This window comes from Terriglobales bacterium (assembly GCA_035937135.1).
Lineage (GTDB): Bacteria > Acidobacteriota > Terriglobia > Terriglobales > Acidobacteriaceae > DASYVL01.
On record DASYVL010000032.1, the window covers coordinates 1 to 21,914 of the forward strand.

The window sequence follows — 21,914 nt, forward strand, 5'->3', positions numbered from 1 at the left end:
CTTCGTATGAGATCATCCCGCACCTGGCCGGCGACGACACCTTGTGGTGGAAGCTGGCTACCATCATCTCCTGCGGGACGCTGGCGGGCGCGGTCATCCCCGAGCTGGTCAAGGTCTTCAACTCGGTGGACTCCGCCCACGTCAAGGAAATCGTGACCTCGTCGCGGGAGGGCGGCGCGTCGCTGAACATCCTCTCCGGTCTGGTTGCGGGAAACTTCTCCGCCTACTGGCTGGGCATCACCATCGTGGCGCTGATGGGCCTCGCGCACTACTTCGCCTCCCAGGGGCTGGAGCATGTCATGGTGGCGGCGTCGGTGTTTGCCTTCGGCCTGGTCGCCTTCGGCTTCCTGGGCATGGGCCCGGTCACCATCGCCGTGGATTCCTACGGCCCGGTCACCGACAACGCCCAGTCCATCTACGAGCTCTCGCTCATCGAGCAGGTTCCCAACATCGCGGCGGAGATCAAGCAGCAGAATGGCTTCGAGGTCCGCTTCGAGCGCGCCAAGGAGATGCTGGAAGCCAACGACGGCGCCGGCAACACCTTTAAGGCCACCGCCAAGCCGGTGCTCATCGGGACGGCGGTCGTGGGCGCGACCACCATGATCTTCTCCATCATCATGGCGCTCACCCGGGGCCTCACCGTCAACACCGACAAGCTCTCCCTGCTGCACGCGCCCTTCTTCCTGGGGCTGGTCACCGGCGGCGCCATGATCTTCTGGTTCGCCGGCGCTTCCATCCAGGCAGTGACCACCGGCGCCTACCGCGCGGTGGAGTTCATCAAGGCCAACATCAAGCTGGAGAGCGCGGAGAAGGCGTCGGTGGCCGACTCCAAAAAGGTGGTCGAGATCTGCACCCAATACGCGCAGAAGGGGATGTTCAACATCTTCCTCGCTGTTTTCTTCGGGACCCTGGCCTTCGCCTTCGTGGAGCCCTACTTCTTCATCGGCTACCTGATCTCGATCGCGCTCTTCGGGCTGTACCAGGCCATCTTCATGGCCAACGCGGGCGCGGCCTGGGACAACGCCAAGAAGGTGGTGGAGACCCAACTGCGTCAGAAAGGGACGGCGCTGCACGACGCCACCGTGGTCGGCGATACCGTCGGCGACCCGTTCAAGGACACCTCGTCGGTGGCCATGAATCCCGTGATCAAGTTCACCACGCTCTTCGGCCTGCTAGCCGTCGAACTGGCCGTCAGCCTCTCCCAGGACCACGCGGATCTGGGCCTGGTGCTGGCGGTGGTCTTCTTTGCTATCTCGGCGTTCTTTGTGTGGCGCTCGTTCTACGGCATGCGCATCCCGCTGAAGGAATCGCGCTAGCCAGTCTAGCGGCGGTCGTTCGGGTTGGAACCTGCCGCGGGATAGTACTCGTCGGCCTTCATTTTTTCCTTCACGCTCTTCGAAAGTTTCTCGATCTCTTCCGCCTTCTTGATCACGTCCAGCGAGAGCATGTTCTCGTTGGTCTTGTCCACGTACTCCTTGAGCTGGGTGGCCAGTTCCAGCAGCTTGTCGGTGTCGCGCTTGAGCGCCGCCTGGCGGTCCTTGTTGCGCTTGCGGGCCATGGCCTGTTCCCGCTCGAGCCGGAAGCGGTCTTCTAGAGGCGGCGCCAGGTCCGGAATGTGCCGTCTCTGGGGATCCGGATCCGGGGAAGCCTCCGCCGGCCCTGCTTGCGGCGGGGCGGCGGCCAGGGGGGCAGACTTGGACTGGCTGCCCGCATAGGCGGCCAAAAGCACGATCACAAGCAAGGAGAGCATTCGGGATAAGTTGCGCACGGCGAGCCTCGAGGGGAAAAGAATCTCCTCGAAAATTATACCGCCAACCCCTCGGCCCGTGCGGCGCGAGCGCTGCCGGCAGCGGTGACTCGGACGCCACACCGGAATTGCTATAATCGCGCGCCAACATCTAGCGTGGAAACCGGACTCAAGAACCGCGCAGTCATCGTGGCCGCCTCCAGCCAGGGCATGGGACGGGCCACCGCCGAGGCCTTCGCCGCCGAGGGCGCCCGCGTCGCCATGTGCGCGCGCAATGAAGGGACGCTGCGCGCCGCCGCCGAGGAGATCCGCCAGAAGCACAAGGCCGAGGTCTTCGCCCAGCCGCTCGACGTCACCGATGGCGAGGCCGTCGCGCGCTTCGTTGAGGCCGTAGCTGCAAAGTTTGGCCGCGTGGAAGTCTGCGTCACCAACGCCGGCGGACCGCCGGCGAAGAACTTTCTCTCACTCACGCCCGAAGAATGGCGCCAGGCGGTCGAGCTGAGCTTCCTCAGCGTGGTCAGCTTCGCCCGCGCCGCCATCCCCTACATGCAGAAGAACCGGTGGGGCCGTTTCATCACCATCACCTCCGTCTCGGTGAAGCAGCCCATCGCCGACCTGGTGCTTTCGAACGCGGTGCGCGCTTCGGTGGTCGGCCTGGTGAAGAGCCTGGCCAATGAGTTCGGCAAGGACGGCATCCTGGTGAACAACGTCGCCCCAGGCTACACCGCCACCGAGCGCCTGAAGGAGTTGGCGGGCACGCGCGCCCTCGCCGCCGGTGTCAGCGAGAAGGAGATCTACGAGCGCTGGGCCGCGGACGCCCCCGTGCGCCGCCTGGGCCGACCGGAGGAGATCGCCGACACCATCGTCTGGCTGGCCTCCGACCGCGCCTCTTACATCACCGGCCAGACGATTCTGGTGGACGGCGGCATCTACAAAGGTTTATGACAACGCTCATTCGTAAAAGGAGAAACTCATGCAGCGTCGCAAGTTCTTGAAGTCATCCTCGCTGGCTGCCGCCGCGGCAGCCGTGGCCTCGACCGAACTCGCCCGCGCTCTGCTGCGCGCCGAAGATAACGCCGGCGGCATGCCGAAAAAGTCCTATCCGCCGCTCACCGGGCCCTTTCGCCTGCCGGCGGAGTGGCACCAGGCCACCACCGCGCGCTTCCAGGCGAAGCTTGCGGCCAAAGGCTGGGACGGCGCCATCGTGCATACACCGGACAACCTCCAGTACCTAACCGGCGCTTTTGCCACCAGCACCGAGCGCGCCATCTGGCTCTTCATCCCCACCAAGGGCGAGCCCACCATCTTCTTTCCCGGGCTCGACCGCGACCTCTGGGGCACGTGGTGGATCAAGGACCGCGAGTGGTACTTCGACTACCTGCACCATGGCGGCTACAACGCGGTGATGTGGGTGGCGGGCAGCGCCGAGAACCTTTTCGAATGGATGCTCGCCGGCCTGGTGAAGCGCGGCTACGGAACGAAGCGCATCGCCTTCGAGAGCTACGGCAGCGACGACCAGATCGAGTCGCTGCGCAAGGTGGCGCCGCAGATGCGAAAAGTGTGGAGCGCGCCCGGCGGCATCCTGCTCGACATGCGCATGGTGAAGACCGCCGAGGAGATCGCGCTCGACCGTGTGGGCATGTCGCTGCACGACCGCATGATGGACTTCGCCCGCGACTACATCCTGGCGCACGGCACCGACGCCACCGACTTCGAGGTCGCGCACGCCACAGAAGCCTTTGGCGCCGCCGAACTGGTGAAGTATCTGAAGCTCGACGGCCGCCCGCACACCGGCGTGGGCGTGGATGTCGGCTTCAGCTGCCGCACCGGCGTGGCTACCGCCTATCCTCATCCCAACCAGTTCTTCTACCAGCGCATCCAGCGCGGCGACGCCATCCAGATCGCCGCCGGGGTCCACATCGGCGGATATGGCGGAGAGGGCTATCGCGCCATGCAGATCGAGGGGCCGGGCGTCACCGACCTGCATTCCAAAATGTGGGATACGCACAACGCCATGACCCTGGAGCAGCAGAAGCTGATGTTCCCGGGCGTGCGCTGCAGCAAAGTGGCCGAGGGCGTGCTCAAGCTGGCCAAGGACGCGGGCCTGGAGAAGTACGTGTATCACCGCCCGGCGCATGGCGAGGGCAGCGAAGGCCATCAGGCGCCATGGATGGCGCTGGGCGACGACACCGTGCTGGCGGAGAACATGACCTTCTCCAACGAGCCCGGCCTCTACAACCCGGAGGGCGGCTTCGGTTACAACCACTCCAACCTGGTGCGCGTGACCAAGACCGGCGGCGAGCAGATCAATCAGACGCCGCTCACCCGGGAGTGGTGCTGGATCAAGATCTGACCGGGGCTGAAGCCCTATTTCTTTGGGGATCTGTACCCGGGCCTGAAGGCCCGCTCTTCCACCTAGTCTGCGGTGGCGTTCGCGCTGGGGCTGGGGACGGAGCCGGAAGCCCACGCCGGAATTTCTCCCGGGACTTCCTCCTCCGGCAGCTGTGTCACCTTGGCTAGCTTGACGTTCTTCGCCAGGTGCAGGAACTGCAGGGTGCGGATGCCGTACCAGTTCATGTCGATCTCATACCAGGCCAGGCCATGACGGGCTGCAGTGGGATTTGCGTGGTGGTTGTTGTGCCAGCCCTCGCCGAAGGAGAGCAGCGCCACCCACCAATTGTTGCGCGACATGTCGGTGGTGGTGAAGCGCCGCTTGCCCCACATATGCGTGGCCGAGTTCACTAGCCAGGTGGAATGCAGTCCCACGGTCACCCGCAGGAAGATTCCCCAGAGGACGAAGGGCAAGCCGCCGATGGCATAGAGCACGCCCGCCAAGAGAATCATGGGGACGTAATGGAAGCGGCTGATGAAGCGGTGATAGGGGTCGGAGGCCAGGTCGGGGACGTAGCGGGCCAGCACCTTTGTGTCGTGGTGCCGGGACTGTCCTCCCAGGATCCAGCCCATGTGCGACCACCAGCCCCCATCGCGGGGCGAGTGCGGATCGCCTTCCTTGTCGCTGCGCGCGTGATGGATGCGGTGGATGGCCACCCAGAAGATGGGTCCGCCCTCCAGCGCCAGCGTGGCGCAGGTGGTGAGGAAGTACTCGATGAATTTCGGGGTTTTGTAGCCGCGGTGCGTGAGCAGCCGGTGGTATCCCATGCCGATGCCCAGGCTGCCCGAGACCCAGTTCAGGAAGATCAGAAGCGCCAGCGCCTTCCAACTGAAGAAAAACAGCGCGGCCACTGCGCCCACATGAAACATGCCCATGAAAAACGCGGTCGTCCAGTTCAGCTTGCCCGGCCTGCCGATTGCCAGTTCTTGCAGTGTCATTCCACTCCTCGACTTACCACTCGGGCCTCTCGACTCGGGCTCAGAACCGGTTCAAACAACCGTGGCTCTACCCTACCAGCTTTTCGAATCCGGGGCTAGGGGCCAATGTCTGGCAGCCGCTACCGAGCCGGTTTCATTGCAGGGGCGGCGATTCCTTGGTGCAGGGTTCCGACGTCGTGAAGCGAATGACGCCGCTCTCATCGCTGCAGAACGATCGCATCCCGGTGGTGCCTGCTACGACGGGGACGGCCCGCACAAGGTAGGCGTCCATCACCTGGTCTCCGTTGGTATCGCTGGCCTCGTAGGTAAAGTTGTATCCGGACTTTTGGCCAGAAGCCACGGCCTGATCAATCAGACAGGCTGTCGTGGAGGTCATCGTGGTGCAAGGAGCAGGGCCACCCAGGGCCCCTAGGCTGGCCGAGAAGCCGATGGTGGGATAGGCCGAGGCGTAGGTGACCGCGGCGGTGTTTATGGTCCGAATGCTTCCGATGGCGCTGGATTCGTTGGCCGCGATGCGGGAGCGCAGCAGGTTGGGAATGGCGATGGCAGCGAGGATGAGGATGAAATATCCGATACCGATATACCCCAGAATCACGCCGGCCAATGCCATCCCGTCGCCCTGAAGCCGGCCCTGGCTCTTCTTGATCTTGGAACGGGAAATGTGGCCCAGGATAATCGCGGGAATGGCAGTCAACCCGCCACACAGGATCCAGGTCAATCCCAGGACGAGGCTGGCTATCGCCATGCCGTCGGTTTTAGCGGCGGCCGCAGCAGCGCCCGCCGCCGGGGAGGGGTTGCGGGGCCGTCCCTGGCGCTACCAGCGGCCGACCGCAGTTGCCGCACGAGGTGCTCTCCGCTCCATTCTGGTGTCCGCACTGAGGGCAGTACATGGCAGCCTCCATCTCTCCGCTTCTGACGGCCGCACATTTAACCCGGATGAGGTCTCGCCGTCAAACGAAAAGCTGTGCTCCCCCGACCTTCGGATACCACTGACTACCCGCTACTGGTCTCCACCGTCATCAGCGTGGCGGCGTAATCCAGATCATCATGGCCGGCGGCGGAGGCCTGTTCGTACACCTGGTCCACAGTCTCGATCCCCGGCAGCTTCAGGCCGAGCGTGCGGGCGGCGTCGAGCATCAGGTGGATGTCCTTGTGCATGAGGCGCAGGGGGAAGTTGGGGGAAAAGTCGCGGCGCAGGACGAAGGGCGCTTTGTAGTCCACCACGCCGGAGCGGACCATGGAGGACTGGATGAGTTCGAGCAGCGTGGCCGGCTCGACCCCCAGCCGGCCGGCCAGCGTCAAGGCCTCGGCAAACCCCTCATAGATGAGAGCAATCATCAGGTTCATGGCCAGCTTGGCGGCCTGGCCTTTGCCGTTCTCGCCCATGCGCAGGACTTTTTTCCCCATGGCATCGAAGAGCGGGCGGACTTTGGCGATGGTCGCTTCCGCGCCGCCCACGATGAAGATGAGCTGAGCGCTTTCGGCGCCGGCTTTCGAGCCGGTGACCGGGGCGTCGAGACAGTCGGCGCCGCGGGCGCGGATGCGCTGGGCGAACTCGATGGTTGAGGCGGGTGAGATGGTGCTGGAATCCGCCACCACCATGCCCGCGCGCAGCGCCGGCTCCACGCCGTCTTTGCCGAACAGGACCTGCTCGACCGCTGCGGTGTTCGCGACGCAGAGCCAGACGGCTTCGGCGCCTTGGGCCGCCTGGCGGGGCGAGGCGGCCGTGCGCGCGCCTTCCACGCGCTTGCCCGGCGTGCGGTTCCAGACGGTGACCTCGTGCCCGGCCTTCACCAGATTGGCGGCCATGGGGCCGCCCATGATTCCCAGTCCCAAGAATGCGACTTTCATGTTTCCCTCATTCGAAAGAAGGCGTTGCCTCAACGGCTCACGCCGCATGATTCTAGAACCTATCCGGCTTCGCCCGGAATGACAACCTTCGCGGTAGAATGGAATGAAGGTTTCGAGGGAAAAGAGCGAGGCATGCCTCACATCCCCGGCTGGAAGGCGCGCCTGCCCTGCTGCCGGAACGTTCTGAAAGGAGCTTCATGAACAAAGCGAAAGCCACAGCCCTGGTTCTGATGACCGCGGTGCTCGCATTCGGCGCTCCGCAGCAGCAACAGCAGAAGACGGACTGGGTGAAGTACGTCTCGGCCGAGGGCCGCTACAGCGTCCTGTTCCCCAATCAGCCCGAGGTGAGCACCCAGGAAACGACTGCCTCAACCAATGAGAAGGTGACTCAGCACCTTGCGGCCAGCTCCGACCAAGGCACCGCGTACCTGATCGGATACTTCGACAAGACCGGGATGACATTCTCGTTCGACAAAGCCCGGGACGGCATGATTTCCAAGATCAAGGGGACTTTGCTGGCGGAGAAAGAAATCAGCCTCGGCGGCTATCCCGGACGGGAAGTCAAGGTTGCAGCAACGGGCTCCGACGATGCGGAATACATCGCTCTGGCCAGGTACTACGTGGTGGGAGACCGGATCTACGTGGTAGAAGTTGTATTCCCCAAAGCCAGCGAGAGGGCCACCACTGAAAAGGTAGCGAAGTTTTTCGACTCGTTCACTTTCGTAAAACCGAAGTAAGCCGCCGCCCCACACCAGAGGCAACCGCACGCCGCCCGGCCGATGGCCCACCCTTCGGGGTCAGGACGGCGGCGACCAGGCCAGCAGGATGCGCAGGTCGCGCACGTTGTTTCCCGTGGGCCCGGTGATCAGGGCATCCCCGATGGCGCGGAACAAGGGATGACTGGCAAAGCCGGCAAGCGCCTGAGCCAGGTTCAGTCCGAGTGCGCGGGCGCGCTCCAGCGTGGAACCATCCACCACGGCGCCCGCCGCCAGACTGTTGCCGTCCACCCCGTCGGTACCGGCGCTGAGCACGGTGATGTTCTCCCCGGCGATCTTCTGCGCGCAGTAGAGGGCAAAGTGCTGGTTCCGCCCGCCCACCCCGGCTCCCTCCTTGACTTCGACCGTGACTTCACCGCCAGAAAGCAGACAGAGGCGCGGTTCGTTGCGGCGGCGGTCGCGCAGCCGCTCCAGCAGGTGGTCCGCGGCGCGCGCGTAGTCCCAGTCGTCGCAGGAGTTGTCGATATCCACCGCGAAGCCGCAGTCGGCGGCGGCCTTGGCCGCGGCCTTCAGCGCCGTGGAGTTGGAGAGCACCGGCCACCAGCGCGAGCGATGGAAAAGCGGGTCGCCGGGCTTGGGCGTCTCCTCCAGCGCGCGCGTCTCGAAGAGCTGGCGCACGGCGGCGGGGAAATTAGCCAGCATGCCGTACTGGCGGGCGACGCGATAGCAGTCGTCCGCGCTGGTCGGGTCGGGCATGGTAGGTCCAGAGGCCAGCGCGTCGAGCGCCGAGTCGGCCACGTCGGAGACCAGCACGGAAACCTGCTGCGCCGCCGCCGCCATCAACGCCAGCCGCCCGCCCTTCACCGCCGAGAGATGCTTGCGGATGGCGTTGATCTCGGCGATGGGAGCGCCGCTGAACACCAGTGCGTGGTGGGTGGCGATAAGGTCGTCGAGCGTGATCTCCGGGTCGATGGGCTGCTCCACCATCGAGGACGCGCCTCCAGAGATCAGGTACAGCACCAGCGAGTCCGCGGTCAGCGCCTGGAGCGAATGCGAGATGGCGGCGGCCGCGCGCAGCGATTCCGCGTTGGGCGCCGGGTGTCCGCCGGAGAAGTAACGGAAGCCGGGGACCTGCGCCGACTGATCGGTGCTGCCGGCCACGATGCCCTCGGCGCGCGTCCCCATCTTGCTGGCCAACGCATGGGCCATGGCGTGCGCGCCCTTGCCCATGGAGATCACCAGCAGCCGCCGGTAGGAGTCCAGGTGGTAGAGGTCTTCGGCCACGCGCAGCACGCCGCGGCCGAAGTCGAGGTGGCGGTCGAAGGCCTCCGCGATGCTGCTCTCCTTCAGGGCGTTGCGGAAGATGCTCTCCGCCGTCTCCCGCATCTCGCGGAAGCCCCCGACGTCCTCCGGCTGAAAAGACATGCGCGGGATTATAGCGGCTGGCCCGCGCTGGGAAGGATGGAGCGCAGCCAGTCCTCGATGGCGCTTTGGACCGTGGGCAGGCTGCCCTCAAAGAAATGATCCGCGCCGGAGACGCGTACCAGGCGCTTGGGCTCAGCCGCCGCGGCCACGATGCGCTCCACCTCGCCCGGCGGGCCGAACTCGTCACGCGCCCCGCTGACGAAGAGCTTGGGCTTGGCGCAGTCGCGGAGGAAGCTGTACTCGTAGGTGCGGCCTTCCACGTCCGCCGGCGTTCCCAGGGAGATGAGCGCTGTGACCCGCGCGTCTGGACACGCCGCGCGCAGCCCCACCCATGCGCCGAAAGAAAAACCGGCGAAGACGATGGGGAGATGAAATTCGCGGTCGAGCCAGTCGAGCGCCGCGCGCACGTCTTCGACTTCGCCGCGGCCCTGGTCGTGCTCACCCGCGCTCAGCCCGGCGCCGCGGAAGTTGAAGCGCAGCACGGGAAAGCCGAAGCCGTTCAGCGCCTTCATGGCGCGGAAGACGACCTTGTTGTGCAGCGTCCCGCCGAAGAGCGGATGGGGGTGGCACACCAGCGCCGCGTGCGTGGCGCGCTCGGCGCCCGCGTTCAGCAGGGCTTCCAACCGGCCGGCCGGGCCGGAGAGAAAGAGGGAGCGAATCTCGGGCATGCAGTAGCCAGGCGTCAGCTTATCAGCACGAAGTGAGCGCGTGGCGCTGAATGCTATCCTCTTTCCCGTGGACGTCATCGCCCTAACCCGCAAGCTGGTGGACGTGGATTCAACCACCGGGCGCGAAGCCGCCGTAGGCGAGCTGCTGGTGCGGGAGCTGGCGGCGCTCGGCTACGACGCGCAGAAGATGCCGGTGGAGGGCGACCGCTTCAACGTCTACGCCACGCCGCGCGGGCAGGCGCGGCCCGCGGTGGTCTTCTCCACCCACATGGACACGGTGCCACCCTTCTTCCCTTCTTTTGAGGATGCGGATAAGATTTTCGGTCGCGGCGCGTGCGACGCCAAAGGCATCATCGCGGCGCAGGTCGCCGCGGCGGAGAAGTTGCGCAAAGAAAATGTTGCCGTGGGTTTGCTGTTTCTTGTGGGGGAGGAGCGCGACAGCGCGGGCGCCAAGGTCGCGAACCAGCATGCGCCCGGCTCGAAGTTCCTCATCAACGGCGAGCCTACGGAGAACAAGCTCGCAGTGGCGAGCAAAGGTTCGCTGCGAGTGGAGATCACAGCCAGTGGGAAGATGGCGCACTCGGCCTATCCGGAGCTGGGCGAATCGGCCATCGAGAAACTACTGGCGGCGCTCGAGCGCTTGCGTGCCGTAAAACTCCCGAGCGATCCCGAGCTGGGGCCGACGACAGTCAACATCGGAGTCCTCGAAGGCGGACGCGCGCCCAACGTCATCGCCGACCACGCGCGCGCGCATCTGCTCTACCGGCTGGTCAGCCCGGCGGAAAAACTCAAGCAGGAAATCGTGGCCGCGGTGGGCTCCCTGGCCAAGGTGGACTTCGTCCTGGAGATTCCCTTCGTCCGGCTGCGCGCGCTCGACGGCTTGCCCACCATGGTCGCCGCCTTCACCACGGACACTCCCGCGCTTTCGAAGTGGGGCGAGCCGCTGCTCCTCGGCCCCGGCTCGATCTACGTGGCGCACACCGAGGGCGAGTACGTCGAGAAAAAGCAGCTCGCGGAAGCCGTGGACCTCTACTGCGCCATCGCCAAGCGGCTGATCGGCTGAGGCACCTATCGGCGCCCCTTTCCCTTTTTCCTTTTTACTTTTTCCTTTTCCCTCCCCCTCCGTGTCTCCGTGGTGAAAAACGAATACACTGGAACCCTGTGACCACAGAAGCCAAGAACGCCCTGGCCGAGGCCTCCTCCTCCTACCTGCGCTCGGCCATGCACCAGCCCGTCCGCTGGTACGAGTGGGGCGAGGAGGCCTTCGCCACGGCCAAGCGCGATAACAAGCCTATTTTGTTGGACATAGGAGCGGTCTGGTGCCACTGGTGTCACGTGATGGACCGCGAATCCTACGAGAACCCGGTCATCGCCGAGGTGGTGAACCGCGAGTTCATCGCCATCAAGGTGGACCGCGACGAGCGCCCCGACATTGACAGCCGCTATCAGGCCGCTGTCTCGGCCATCAGCGGACAGGGCGGCTGGCCGCTCACCGCCTTCCTTACCTCCGACGGCCAGCCCTTTTTCGGCGGCACTTACTTCCCTCCCGACGAGCGCTGGGGACGTCCCGGCTTCAAGCGCGTGCTGGAGTCGATCGCTGCCAGCTACCGCGAGCGCCACGGTGAGGTGATGGAATCCGCCGGGCAGGTGATGAACGTGCTCAGCCAGGCCGAGCAGTTTGCCGGACGCTCCGCCGATTTTTCCCCTGCCATCATCGAGAAGATTTCGCAGGCCGCGGTACGCATGTTCGACACGCAGAACGGAGGCTTCGGCACGGCGCCCAAGTTCCCACATCCCGCGACCATGGATCTGCTCATCGATCGCTACGCTCGTTCGGGCGAAGCGAATCTGAAGACCGTGATCGAGACCACGCTGGAGAAGATGGCGCGCGGCGGAGTCTGCGACCAACTCGCCGGCGGCTTCCATCGTTACTCGGTGGACGAGCGCTGGGTGGTGCCGCACTTCGAGAAGATGTCGTACGACAACTCGGAGCTGCTGAAGAACTACGTGCACGGATATCAGGCGACGGGAAATCCATTCTTGGCGCACGTCGCGCGCGACATCGTGCGCTGGATGGATGAGTGGCTCACCGATCGCGAGCGCGGCGGCTTCTACGCTTCGCAGGACGCCGACATCAATCTGGAAGATGACGGCGACTACTTCACCTGGACTGTGGAAGAAACTCGTGCGGCGCTCACCGAGGAAGAATCAAAAGTCGCCGAGCTGCACTACGACATCGGCGAAGTCGGCGAGATGCACCACAACCAGCGCAAGAACGTCTTGCACGAGCGAGCTTCCATCGAAGACATTGCGGTGCGAATGGGAACACCGCCGGACCGAGTGCAGACCATCCTCGATTCCGCCAAGAAGAAGATGTACGCCGCCCGACTCGAGCGCCCGGCGCCTTACGTGGACAAGACGGTGTACGTCAGTTGGAACGCGCTGTGCATCTCGGCGTATCTCGATGCCGCGCGCGTGCTCGGTCTGGAGCCGGCGCGGCGCTTCGCGCTGCGCTCCCTCGATCGCATCCTGGCGGAAGCGTGGGACAACGAGAAGGGTTTGCGCCATGTGATCGCCTACTCGGACCCGAACGCAGCCAAGCGCGACGTCGCCGGCCTGCTCGACGACTACGCCTTCACCGCGCTCGCCTGCCTGGACGCCTATGAAACCACCGCCAGCCTGAGCTACTACCACTTCGCGCAGAAGATCACGGACGCTATGCTCGAGCGCTTCTTCGATGCGACCGCCGGCGGCTTCTTCGACAGCGAGACCCATGTGGGGACGGCCGCCCCCGGCCGTCCGGGCGACTCGCAAGAATCGCCTGTGCTCGGCGTCCTTGCCACCCGCCGCAAGCCCTTTCAGGACTCGCCCACGCCCGCTGGCAACTCCGCCGCGGCCATCGCGCTGCTGCGGCTCTTCGGCTACACCAACGATTCGCGCTACCAGGAAAAAGCTGAGGAAACACTTGAGGTTTTCGCCGGATTAGCCGAGCAATACGGCATGTTCGCTGGGACCTACGGCATCGCCGGCGTTTACTTTTCTACGCCCCACATCGAGGTTGTCGTGGTGGGCAGCGACGCGCTGGCCGACCGGCTCCACGCCGAGGCGCTCGCCGCCTTCGCGCTGAACAAGGCAGTGTTGCGACTGGGAGACAGCGAGGCCGCGCCGCAGAATCTACCGCCGGCGCTGGCTGAAACCATCCCCAACCTGCCCGCGGTCAAGGAAGGAAAGACGGTCGCGGTGGTCTGCTCCGGCTTCGCCTGCCGCCCGCCGGTGAGCGATCCGGAAGAATTGCGGCGGGTGTTGCAAGAGGTGGTCGCCGGAGCCGGGAATCGCTGAGCAAACGCCTCTTCCGCTCGCCGTGGTAGATTTACGGATTCCTGAGCGGAGCCCAAATGGACCACACGGAAGTCTTCCCTCCTCCGAAAGCGTTCTCCGAGCGCGCCTCCGTGCGCTCGATGGAGGAGTTCGAGCGTCTCTACCGCGCCGCCGCCGAGGATCCCGAAAAGTTCTGGGCAGAGCGCGCCCAAGCCGTGCACTGGTTCACGCCGTGGACGAAGGTCCTCGACTGGTCGAATCCTCCGTTCGCCAAGTGGTTCGTCGGCGCAAAGACCAACGTCTCCTACAACTGCCTGGACCGCCACCTCGCCACGCCGCGGCGCAACCAGGCAGCCATCCTGTGGGAGGGCGAGAACTTCGAGCAGCGCATCCTCACCTATCAGGAACTCGCGCGCCGGGTGGCGAAGCTCGCGAACGCACTGAAGGCGCTGGGGCTCAAGGCCGGCGACCGCGCTATCATTTATATGCCCATGGTCCCGGAGGCGGCGGTGGCTATGCTGGCCTGCGCCCGCCTGGGTGTGACACACTCGGTGGTCTTCGGCGGCTTCTCGGCGGAGGCGCTCAAGACCCGCATCGAGGACCTGGAGGCGAAGGCCGTCATCACTTCGGACGCAAGCCTGCGCCGCGGCAAAGAGATCCTGCTGAAGCAGAACGTGGACGAGGCGCTGGCCAGCGGCTGTCCCAGCGTGCGCCACGTCATCGTGCACAAGCGCCTGGGGACGCTCACCCAGATGAGGTCCGGGCGCGACCACTGGTGGGACGACCTCACCACCGGCGTCTCCGAGGTCTGCCCCGCCGAGGAGCTGGACAGCGAGCATCCGCTCTTCGTCCTCTACACCTCGGGCACCACGGGCAAGCCCAAGGGCGTGGTGCACTCGACCGGCGGATATCTCACGCAGGTGCTGGCCACGCTCGATTGGGTCTTCGACCTGAAGGAGGGCGACATTTACTGGTGCACCGCCGACATCGGCTGGGTCACCGGGCACAGCTATGTGGTCTATGGCCCGCTGGCCGCCGGCGCCACCCTGCTGATGTACGAGGGCGCGCCCGACTGGCCCAAGCCCGACCGCATCTGGCGCATCATCGAGAAGTACCGGGTCAGCATCCTTTATACGTCGCCGACGGCCATTCGCTCGTTTATCCGCCAGGGCGACGGCTGGCCGGAGGGCCGCGACCTCTCCTCGCTGCGCCTGCTGGGGACGGTGGGCGAGCCCATCAATCCGACGGCGTGGAAGTGGTACCACAAGGTAATCGGCAAGGAGCGCTGCCCCATCGTGGATACCTGGTGGCAGACGGAGACGGGATGCATCCTGATCTCGCCCATGCCGGGGGCCACGCCCGCCAAGCCGGGCTCGGCCACGCGTCCGCTGCCCGGCGTGGCCGCCGATGTGGTGGACGATGCTGGTAACTCCGTCGCCGTGGGCAAAGGCTTCCTGGTGCTCACCCAGCCCTGGCCGGCGATGATGCGCACGCTGTACAACGACCGGGAGCGCTACAAGGAGAATTACTGGTCGCGCTTCCCGGGCAAATATTTCACCGGCGACGCGGCTACGCGCGACGAGGACGGCTACATCTGGTGCCTGGGCCGCGTGGACGACGTGATCAACGTCGCCGGCCACCGGCTGAGCACCATGGAGGTGGAGTCGTCGCTGGTCCGGCACGCAAGCGTAGCCGAGGCGGCGGTGGTGGGCGCGCCGCACGAGCTCAAGGGCCAGGCCATCCACGCCTTCGTCACGCTGAAGAAAGATGCGCTGACGGGCGACGGCGTCGCCCAGGAGCTGCGCGAGTGGGTGGCGCACGAGATCGGCGCGCTGGCCCGGCCGGAGCGCATCCACTTCGTCGTGTCGCTGCCCAAGACGCGCTCCGGCAAGATCATGCGGCGCCTGCTGCGCGAGATCGTCACCACGCGCTCGGTTTCGGGGGATACCACTACGCTCGAGGACTACAACGTCATCCTTCAGCTCAGCCAGCAGGGGAAAGAAGAAGAAGAGATCCTCCGGGAGAAGAAATGAAGCAAGCTGCGAAAACCCAGGTCCTTCGACTCGCCACCCCGCGCTCGAAGAACCGCGCGGGGTCCCCGGCTCGCTCAGGATGACAGCTTTCCAATAAGGAGACTCTATGGCAAAGATCACGCAATTGATGATTCAGGTTGAGAACAAGCCCGGCGCGCTGGCCAAAATCTGCTCGGAGCTGGCCAAGGTAGCGGTGAACATCACCGCCATCATGGCTTCTCGAGACGAAAAGGAAGGCATCCGCATCGTGGCCACGCCCCACGCCACCGCCAAGAAGGTGCTCGACGGACTGAAGATCCCCTACCGCGAGGAAGACGCGGTCGCGGTGCGGCTTGGCGACCGCCCGGGCGCGCTAGGCAAAGCCACGCGCAAGCTGGCCGACAACGGCATCAACATCAACTACGCCTACGGCTCCATCGTGAAGGGCGAAGGCCGCGCGCTCATCATCATGGGCGTATCGGATGTGAACAAGGCCGCCGACCTAGTGTAGGGACGCAGCAGGCTACGTCTCTGCGGGATGCGCTCAGTAGGCCGCGTCCAGCAGCTCCACCACGTGCTTCACGTCCATCTTGAGGCCGCGGCGCTGGACGCCGACGCGCAGCTGCAGCATGCAGCCCACGTTGGCGGTGGCGATCACTTCCGCAGGGACCGAAGCCACGTCTTCCATCTTGGCGTCGAGGATCTGCATGGAAAGCTGGTTCTCGATGACGTTGTAGATTCCGGCCGAGCCGCAGCAGTGGTCGGAGTGCGGCATCTCGACCAGTTCGGCCCCAGCGGCGCGCAGCAGTTCGCGCGGCGCGGAGCGGATCTTCTGGCCATGGGCGAGGTGGCAGGGGTCCTGGTAGGTGACGCGCGCGGCGAGCTTCTTCGCCGGTGGACGCAGACCGAGCTCCGCCAGGAATTCGGTCACGTCTTTCACCTTGGCCGCGAAGCGCTTGGCCCTCTCAGCGTAGTCCGAGTCCTCGGCAAGCAGGTCGTCATACTCCTTGAGCGTCGAGCCGCAGCCGGCGGCGTTGGTGACGATGGCGTCGAAGCGGTCGTCGAGCATGGCATCAATGTTGCGGCGTGCGAGCGAGCGGGCCTCTTCGCGGAAGCCGGCGTGCGCGTGCAGCGCGCCGCAGCAGCCCTGCCCCTCGGGCACCGAGACTTCGACGCCGTTGCAGGTGAGGACGCGCACGGTCGCCCGGTTCAGCTCGGCGAAGGCGACGCTTGAGATGCATCCCGCGAGAAAGGCCACGCGCCCGCGCGGCTCACCCTCGGGCGGAAAGGTTCTCCCGATCTCGGCGAAGAAGAAATCCTCGTCGATGCGCGGGGCGAGCGCTTGGATCTCCGCCAATCCGAGAAGCTTCAAGATCCCGGTGGCGCGCACAAACTTCTCCAGTCCCGAGCGTTGACACCAGCGCAGCCGGTGCCCCCAGCGTGCGAGCACGCGATAGTCCCCCAAGACCGTGCTGAAGACGTAGCGGCGCATCCGGCGCGTGAGCCACGGCCGCCGGTAGTGCTGCTCGATCTGCGCGCGGGCGCGCTCCACGATGCGTCCGTACTCGACGTCGGAGGGGCAGGCGGTCTCGCAGGCGCGGCAGTCGAGGCAGCGGTCGATGTGGGTGACGAAGGAGTCGCCGATCGCCAGCCGTCCCGAATCCGCCTGCAACACCTGATAGATGCGGCCGCGGGGCGAATCCGCCTCCAGCCCCAGCACGCGATATGTGGGGCAGTGGTTCAGGCAAAGCCCGCAGTGGATGCAGACCGAGTAGAGCTCCCAGGTCGGACGGTCGGAGCCGGCGAAGTTCGACGCTGCGGGTTGGGCGCTGGTAGCCACGGCGTCAGACCACGAACCTTCCCCGGTTGAGGACGCCGGCCGGGTCCAGCGCGCGCTTCACCTTGCGCATCGATTCCCGATCGGTGGGCGACGATCCCCAGACGTCGAAGTACAGCTTGGCCTCGCGGGGGCAGCGGACCACGACCGCCGAAGCATCGCGCGGCAGCGCTCCACGAAATGCCGACACCGCAGCCACGTACTGCATGGCCGAGGGCGGGTCCACCAGCAGCGGCAGGAAGGCGAGCGCCAGCGAGCCCGCGCCGAAGCGTCCGACGGCGGCGGGCAGGAAGTTGTTGTCCAGAGCGCGCTCGGCGGCGGCGAGCGCGCCCGCGACTGCGCTCAAGGACAGGCTGACGTTCACCATCATGGCATTGTGATGGCGCTTCAGCACGGCGTCTTCGAAACGGAGGAACTGGCGCCAAAAGGCAGCATCGGCCTCGCCGGCCAGTTCCTCGGAAACGGCGCTGCTCAGGTCGCGCCGGTAGCGGGCGAGGACGGCATCGGAGCCGGCGGCGCGCACCAGCACCCGCCATGCGCCGGCTTCGAGCTCAACCGGAGCCACAGGGTGGAGGTCGTCCACGTTGCGAGGCGGCGGAGCCTCGCGCAGGTATTCCTCGGCGCGCGGTGAAACCAGTTCCAGACAGATGGGACTGAGCGCAGAGCGCAGCAAGCGGTCGCGGAAAGCAAGGGCCTCCGCCGCCGAAGCGAAGTCGCACGCGAAGGTCGCGGTCTGGCGCGGGCGCGGGAAGACTTTGAAGTTCGCGCTAACGATGACGCCGAGCGTCCCGAAGCTGCCGATGAGGAGCTTCATCAGGTCGTATCCGGCGACGTTTTTCACCACGCGGCCGCCGCCCTTGGCGATGCGGCCGTCGCCGGTGACGAAATGCACGCCGATGCAGTAGTCACGCAGGCCGCCGTAGCCGTGGCGGAGCGGGCTGGAGGCGGCCGTGGCCAGCAGGCCTCCGAGGGTCTCCAGCTCGGGGCGCGGCGACGCGACGGGAATGAACTGCTGATTCGCCGCCAGCTTCTCATCGAGCGCGGCGAGAGTCATCCCGGCGCCCGCGCCCAGAGTGAGGTCGCCGGGGTCGTAGTGCTCGAGCGCGGCCAGGCGGCGGGTTTCGAGAACGACGTCCACGCGCTCGGGCACGCCGCCGATTCCCTGCCGCGCGAATCCGCCCGCGGGAACGACGGTCAGTTCGTGGCCGGAGGCGAAGCGCAGGACGGCTGCGACCTCTTCAGCGGAGCCGGGCGCTACCGCCACCGCGGGCGCGACCTCCTCGACGGCCAGGCCGGCGAGCGCGGCGGCATCCTCGCGGACGTGCTCCTCGCCCACGATGGCCGCCAGCTCCCGCGCCAGCGAAACCGCGGTCTCCGCCGCGCTCATAGCGGGACTCCGCCGGGCAGCGTCCCGCCCATCGTCTCCCGGCAACTGCGGGTAGTGGGAAAGATTTTCTGCGGATTAAGGAGAAAATCCGGGTTGAAGGCGTTGCGCAGCCGGGCCATGACCTCGAGGTCATCGTCGGTGAAGAGCATGGGCATGAGTTCGTTCTTCTCCATGCCCACGCCGTGCTCGCCGGTGATGGAGCCGCCCACGCTCACGCAGTACTCGAGGATCTCGCGCCCAGCGTCGAGGGTGCGCCGGGTCTGTTCGGGGTTGCGGACGTCGAAGAGGATGAGCGGGTGCAGGTTGCCGTCGCCGGCGTGGAATATGTTGCCGATGGTGAGCGAATATTTCTTGGCGACGGATTCGATGTGCCGCAGCGTGTCGGGGATCCGCGTGCGCGGGATGACGCCGTCCTGTACGTAATAAGAAGGAGAGATGCGGCCCACGGCGCCGAAGGCGTTCTTGCGTCCCGCCCACAGGCGCTGGCGCTCTTGCTCGTCACGGGCACGGCGCAGCTCGCGCACCCGCAGCCGCCGGCAGACTTCGCCCACCGCCTCGGCTTGCTCCTCCACCGCTTCGCGCAGTCCTTCGAGCTCGATCAGCAGCACCGCGCCCGAATCCAGCGGATAGCCGGCGTGCGTCGCTTCCTCGACCACGCGCAGGGTCCAGCCGTCGAGCATCTCGAGCGCCGCCGGGGTGATGCCCTCGGCGGTGATGGCGGCGACGGTCCGGGCGGCATCGTCGATGCGATCGAAGATGGCCAGCAGCGTGGCCACGAATTCCGGCAGGCGTGTGAGCTTGACGGTGATCTTGGTGGCGATGCCCAGCGTGCCTTCTGAGCCAACGAAGAATCCGGTGAGGTCGTAACCCATGGCTTCGGCGGCCTTACCGCCGTACTCCACCACCTCCCCGCTGGGCAGCACCACCTCCAGCCCAGTGACGTGGTTCACGGTGACGCCGTAGGCCAGAGTGTGCGGCCCGCCGGAATTTTCGGCGACGTTGCCGCCGATGGTGCAGGCCTTCTGGCTGGAAGGGTCGGGGGCGAAGTAGAACCCGTCGCGCGCGACCGCGTTCGAGAGGTCGAGGTTGACCACGCCGGGCTGCACCACGGCGCGCTGGTTTGCGAGGTCCACCTCCAGGATGCGGTTCATGCGCGAGAAGCCCAGCACGATGGCGCCGCTGCGGGCGATGGAGCCGCCGCTCAGTCCGGTGCCGGCGCCGCGCGGCACGATGGGCACGCCGCTCTCCACCGCCAGGCGCATGATGTGGGAAACCTGTTCGGTGGTCCGGGGAAAGACGACAGCGCGAGGCGTGCCGCGGCTGAAGCCGCCGTCGTACTCGTAGAGCATGAGGTCCTCTTCGCGCTCGAGGACCGCGTCGGCGCCAGCGATCTTCTTGAGCCGCTTTACGACCGCGGAAAAGTGCATGGAAAGGCTCCCGCGCGCAATTCTAGCATCGGGCCGCGGACAGGGAGGCGCGCACAGCGGCTAAAGCCGCATCCTTGTTCGCTGCTTTTCCCACGCCTGAAGGCGTGGGCTGACACGGAGCGTGGGCCTCAGGTCTTGCGGGAGCTGGTCTGCTGGATGTAGTCGCTCATCATGCGCGATTCGCTGTCCTTCTCGCTGAGGTTATGCAGCAGCAGGTCGCGCAGGGAGAGGAAGCCCTTAAGTTCCTTGCCTTCGACCACAGGCAGATGGCGGAAGCCGTGCTCCCGCATGAGGAACATGCAGTTCTCGATGCTCTCCTCCACCGAGACGCTGTGCGGGCGCGGGGTCATGACCTCGGAGACTTTGGTAGAGCCGGGGCTGCGGGCGCCGGCCACCACTCGCTTCATCAGGTCGCGCTCGGAGAACACGCCCACCAGCTCGCCATCGCGCAGCACGGGGACGGCTCCGATGTTGTGGTCCACCATGTAGTGCACGACCTCGAGGACCGACTGATCGGCCTCCACCTGGAAGATGGGCCGGTCATTGAGCAGCTCACGGATTTTTGACATCAGTCCTCCCCAGGGTCGCGCCTATTCCGCATCCACGTCGAAGGCATCCAAGATGAGGGAATCGGCATTGATGAGCATCACGCGCCGATTGTAGACCTCGCGCTGTGATTCCCCACACAGACCAAAAGACGCTTTGTAATCGAATCGTACGCCGGAAATCGAGCGGAATACAAGGCAGGAGGACCAAGGCCCCTAGCCGCCGCTCTCGCCTGGATTCTCGATGAAAACGAAATAGGAGCAGGCCCAGAGCGCCGTGGGAATGCTGCCGCGGGGCTGAGCGGTGAGGATGACGTTGTAGTCGTCGGTCACCTGCAGCGTCTCCAGCAGAGAGCCGCCTTCCTGGACTTCCACCAGGGCGAGGTAGGCGAGGAAGTCGTAGATGTCGGGAGCGCCGCGGTATCCAGGAGCGGCGAAGGAGAGATCGGTATCCTCGGTGGCGAAATGCCAGGCCAGGGACGCCGCCAGGGCCACGGCGCGCTCGTAGGCTTGGGGCACCACCCCGCTGGAAGGGGCGGGATTGTCGAAGACGATGCGCAGCTTGCGCTCGTCCTCGCGGGTGAACTCGCGCACTTTGAGCGCGCCCGACTTGGCGGTGGCCTTCCAGTCCACGTGCCGGGCCGAGTCCTCGGGCAGATACTCGCGGATGCGGTAGAGGTCGTAGCCGCGCCCGCGCACGAAGGCCTCGAACTCACCGGTGATCATGGGCAGGATCTCGAAGAACTCGTCCATGGGCTCCACCGAGGGATAGACCAGCACTTCCTTCCTCAGGGCCATGCGGCGCGTCTTCACCAGGAAGGAAAAAGGAAAGCGCGTGGCCACGCCAAAGCCCTCCTGCACATAGCGGCCGCGGTGCGGGAACTTGAGCTCAACCTCCGCCGTCGCCTGCCCCCGCGCCGGAATATAGGGAAAGTAGACCGACCCAGCAAAAATCCGCCCGAGGTCGGGGGACTCGGGCAGCTTCTTCCAAACCAAGTCGGGGAAGCGCAGCCATTGCTTCTCTGGCGGGCCGGGCGGGAAGGCCCACACCCCACGCTGCCAGCGGCGCTTCGCGCCGGCGCGCTTGCGCCGGGGCGGGGCCACGCTGATGGAGAACGAAGGCGCGCCCAGCCGGGTGTTGGTGAGCTTGAGGCGCGATATCACGCTCTTGCCGGCAAAGACGTGGGCGGGAAGCGAGATCTCCAGTTCCAGTCCGCGCAGCACTCCTGCCGAGGCCACGCCGGACACCAGGACCCCGGACAGCAGAGCGGCCACCACGATGAACAGTAGGTTGTTGCCGGTGTTGAGGGCGGCGACGCCGATGGCCAGTGCCACTCCCAGGTACACCATGCCTTCGCGGGTGATGTCGTAGTCGAAGGCGTCGCGCATGCGGACCAGGGCGACGCGGCGCGCCAGGTAGGGCACCGAAGTCACGGCCACGCCGCCGGCGATCAGCAGCGCCAGCGAGGCGGAGATTGCCGTCGCCACCACGTTCCCCTCCTGGCGGAAGACCGTAGAGAAGATGGCGGCAGCGAAGGCCAGGCTCAGCCCGGCGACGGCGATGAAGAAGCGTACCCAGGCCTCGCGTTCGACCTGCCCCAGAGCCGACTTCAGGATGGAAAGCACGGAAGAGCGCAGCCTAGCACCATTG

The 21,914-nt window shown here is 65.7% G+C and carries 19 protein-coding genes; 8 read left to right on the top strand and 11 right to left on the bottom strand.

Going from position 1 to position 21,914, the window contains the following annotated elements:
* On the top strand, window positions 1–1,316 hold a 1,316-nt coding region (locus VGQ94_01535), incomplete at its 5' end, for a sodium/proton-translocating pyrophosphatase (GenBank protein HEV2021189.1).
* Window positions 1,317–1,321: 5 nt separating this feature from the next.
* Here VGQ94_01535 and VGQ94_01540 read toward each other — a convergent pair.
* Window positions 1,322–1,750 carry a hypothetical protein gene (locus tag VGQ94_01540; protein ID HEV2021190.1) on the bottom strand — a complete coding sequence of 143 codons (429 nt, stop codon included), beginning with the start codon at window positions 1,748–1,750 and terminating at the stop codon, window positions 1,322–1,324.
* Window positions 1,751–1,903: 153 nt separating this feature from the next.
* Here VGQ94_01540 and VGQ94_01545 point away from each other — a divergent pair, with 153 nt between their 5' ends.
* Together VGQ94_01545 and VGQ94_01550 are read left to right on the top strand one after the other, a co-directional pair.
* Window positions 1,904–2,692 carry an SDR family oxidoreductase gene (locus VGQ94_01545; GenBank protein ID HEV2021191.1) on the top strand — a complete coding sequence of 263 codons (789 nt, stop codon included), beginning with the start codon at window positions 1,904–1,906 and terminating at the stop codon, window positions 2,690–2,692.
* A gap of 28 nt (window positions 2,693–2,720) precedes the next feature.
* Window positions 2,721–4,100, top strand: coding sequence for a M24 family metallopeptidase (locus tag VGQ94_01550; protein ID HEV2021192.1), 1,380 nt, complete (start codon window positions 2,721–2,723; stop codon window positions 4,098–4,100).
* A gap of 62 nt (window positions 4,101–4,162) precedes the next feature.
* Here the strand turns inward: VGQ94_01550 and VGQ94_01555 are convergent, their stop codons facing one another.
* The 3 genes from VGQ94_01555 to VGQ94_01565 all read right to left on the bottom strand — a co-directional run bounded on the left by VGQ94_01555 (window position 4,163) and on the right by VGQ94_01565 (window position 6,928).
* Window positions 4,163–5,077 (bottom strand): fatty acid desaturase, encoded by a 915-nt coding sequence (locus VGQ94_01555; GenBank protein HEV2021193.1) that lies wholly within the window; start codon window positions 5,075–5,077, stop codon window positions 4,163–4,165.
* A 133-nt stretch (window positions 5,078–5,210) separates the two neighbouring features.
* The gene (locus VGQ94_01560) at window positions 5,211–5,822 is read right to left on the bottom strand and encodes a DUF4190 domain-containing protein (protein HEV2021194.1); all 612 of its coding nucleotides are present in this window, start codon (window positions 5,820–5,822) and stop codon (window positions 5,211–5,213) included.
* Between the two features lie 248 nt (window positions 5,823–6,070).
* Complete coding sequence (locus tag VGQ94_01565; GenBank protein HEV2021195.1) at window positions 6,071–6,928, bottom strand: NAD(P)-dependent oxidoreductase; 858 nt, start codon at window positions 6,926–6,928, stop codon at window positions 6,071–6,073.
* A 197-nt stretch (window positions 6,929–7,125) separates the two neighbouring features.
* Here VGQ94_01565 and VGQ94_01570 point away from each other — a divergent pair, with 197 nt between their 5' ends.
* Window positions 7,126–7,665, top strand: a complete 540-nt coding sequence (locus tag VGQ94_01570; GenBank protein ID HEV2021196.1) for a hypothetical protein — start codon at window positions 7,126–7,128, stop codon at window positions 7,663–7,665.
* Between the two features lie 60 nt (window positions 7,666–7,725).
* On the opposite strand, the gene VGQ94_01575 is transcribed toward VGQ94_01570, so the two are convergent.
* Both VGQ94_01575 and VGQ94_01580 read right to left on the bottom strand, forming a co-directional pair.
* Window positions 7,726–9,069 (bottom strand): DUF4147 domain-containing protein, encoded by a 1,344-nt coding sequence (locus VGQ94_01575; GenBank protein ID HEV2021197.1) that lies wholly within the window; start codon window positions 9,067–9,069, stop codon window positions 7,726–7,728.
* An 8-nt stretch (window positions 9,070–9,077) separates the two neighbouring features.
* Window positions 9,078–9,737, bottom strand: a complete 660-nt coding sequence (locus tag VGQ94_01580) for an alpha/beta fold hydrolase (protein ID HEV2021198.1) — start codon at window positions 9,735–9,737, stop codon at window positions 9,078–9,080.
* 40 nt (window positions 9,738–9,777) lie between these two features.
* On the opposite strand from VGQ94_01580, the gene VGQ94_01585 reads away from it, so the two are divergent.
* From VGQ94_01585 to VGQ94_01600, 4 genes are all read left to right on the top strand, one after another.
* Window positions 9,778–10,800 carry a M20/M25/M40 family metallo-hydrolase gene (locus VGQ94_01585; GenBank protein HEV2021199.1) on the top strand — a complete coding sequence of 341 codons (1,023 nt, stop codon included), beginning with the start codon at window positions 9,778–9,780 and terminating at the stop codon, window positions 10,798–10,800.
* A gap of 98 nt (window positions 10,801–10,898) precedes the next feature.
* Window positions 10,899–13,076 carry a thioredoxin domain-containing protein gene (locus VGQ94_01590; protein HEV2021200.1) on the top strand — a complete coding sequence of 726 codons (2,178 nt, stop codon included), beginning with the start codon at window positions 10,899–10,901 and terminating at the stop codon, window positions 13,074–13,076.
* Window positions 13,077–13,132: 56 nt separating this feature from the next.
* On the top strand, window positions 13,133–15,088 hold the full coding sequence (gene acs, locus VGQ94_01595) for an acetate--CoA ligase (protein HEV2021201.1): 1,956 nt from the start codon (window positions 13,133–13,135) through the stop codon (window positions 15,086–15,088).
* A gap of 106 nt (window positions 15,089–15,194) precedes the next feature.
* Entirely contained in the window at window positions 15,195–15,578 is a 384-nt protein-coding gene (locus VGQ94_01600) for an ACT domain-containing protein (GenBank protein ID HEV2021202.1), read from the top strand.
* A 33-nt stretch (window positions 15,579–15,611) separates the two neighbouring features.
* Here the strand turns inward: VGQ94_01600 and VGQ94_01605 are convergent, their stop codons facing one another.
* From VGQ94_01605 to VGQ94_01625, 5 genes are all read right to left on the bottom strand, one after another.
* Window positions 15,612–16,907, bottom strand: a complete 1,296-nt coding sequence (locus VGQ94_01605; protein HEV2021203.1) for a heterodisulfide reductase-related iron-sulfur binding cluster — start codon at window positions 16,905–16,907, stop codon at window positions 15,612–15,614.
* Window positions 16,908–16,911: 4 nt separating this feature from the next.
* Window positions 16,912–18,291 carry an FAD-binding oxidoreductase gene (locus tag VGQ94_01610; GenBank protein HEV2021204.1) on the bottom strand — a complete coding sequence of 460 codons (1,380 nt, stop codon included), beginning with the start codon at window positions 18,289–18,291 and terminating at the stop codon, window positions 16,912–16,914.
* On the bottom strand, window positions 18,288–19,718 hold the full coding sequence (locus VGQ94_01615; protein ID HEV2021205.1) for an FAD-linked oxidase C-terminal domain-containing protein: 1,431 nt from the start codon (window positions 19,716–19,718) through the stop codon (window positions 18,288–18,290). The genes VGQ94_01610 and VGQ94_01615 overlap by 4 nt, the downstream gene beginning before the upstream one ends.
* Window positions 19,719–19,846: 128 nt before the next feature.
* Window positions 19,847–20,287, bottom strand: coding sequence for a CBS domain-containing protein (locus VGQ94_01620; GenBank protein ID HEV2021206.1), 441 nt, complete (start codon window positions 20,285–20,287; stop codon window positions 19,847–19,849).
* 192 nt (window positions 20,288–20,479) lie between these two features.
* A complete protein-coding gene (locus tag VGQ94_01625; protein HEV2021207.1) occupies window positions 20,480–21,889 on the bottom strand; it encodes a DUF58 domain-containing protein in 1,410 nt (469 codons plus the stop codon).
* Window positions 21,890–21,914: the final 25 nt, after the last annotated feature.

Excerpts from the sequence above, each read along its gene's own strand:
- VGQ94_01565 (HEV2021195.1), bottom strand. The coding sequence starts at position 6,928 with ATGAAAGTCGCATTCTTGGGACTGGGAATCATGGGCGGCCCCATGGCC.
- VGQ94_01615 (HEV2021205.1), bottom strand. The coding sequence starts at position 19,718 with ATGCACTTTTCCGCGGTCGTAAAGCGGCTCAAGAAGATCGCTGGCGCC.
- VGQ94_01570 (HEV2021196.1), top strand. The coding sequence starts at position 7,126 with ATGAACAAAGCGAAAGCCACAGCCCTGGTTCTGATGACCGCGGTGCTC.
- VGQ94_01560 (HEV2021194.1), bottom strand. The coding sequence starts at position 5,822 with ATGGCGATAGCCAGCCTCGTCCTGGGATTGACCTGGATCCTGTGTGGC.
- VGQ94_01580 (HEV2021198.1), bottom strand. The coding sequence starts at position 9,737 with ATGCCCGAGATTCGCTCCCTCTTTCTCTCCGGCCCGGCCGGCCGGTTG.
- VGQ94_01555 (HEV2021193.1), bottom strand. The coding sequence starts at position 5,077 with ATGACACTGCAAGAACTGGCAATCGGCAGGCCGGGCAAGCTGAACTGG.
- VGQ94_01550 (HEV2021192.1), top strand. The coding sequence starts at position 2,721 with ATGCAGCGTCGCAAGTTCTTGAAGTCATCCTCGCTGGCTGCCGCCGCG.
- VGQ94_01610 (HEV2021204.1), bottom strand. The coding sequence starts at position 18,291 with ATGAGCGCGGCGGAGACCGCGGTTTCGCTGGCGCGGGAGCTGGCGGCC.
- acs (HEV2021201.1), top strand. The coding sequence starts at position 13,133 with ATGGACCACACGGAAGTCTTCCCTCCTCCGAAAGCGTTCTCCGAGCGC.
- VGQ94_01600 (HEV2021202.1), top strand. The coding sequence starts at position 15,195 with ATGGCAAAGATCACGCAATTGATGATTCAGGTTGAGAACAAGCCCGGC.
- VGQ94_01540 (HEV2021190.1), bottom strand. The coding sequence starts at position 1,750 with ATGCTCTCCTTGCTTGTGATCGTGCTTTTGGCCGCCTATGCGGGCAGC.
- VGQ94_01620 (HEV2021206.1), bottom strand. The coding sequence starts at position 20,287 with ATGTCAAAAATCCGTGAGCTGCTCAATGACCGGCCCATCTTCCAGGTG.
- VGQ94_01575 (HEV2021197.1), bottom strand. The coding sequence starts at position 9,069 with ATGTCTTTTCAGCCGGAGGACGTCGGGGGCTTCCGCGAGATGCGGGAG.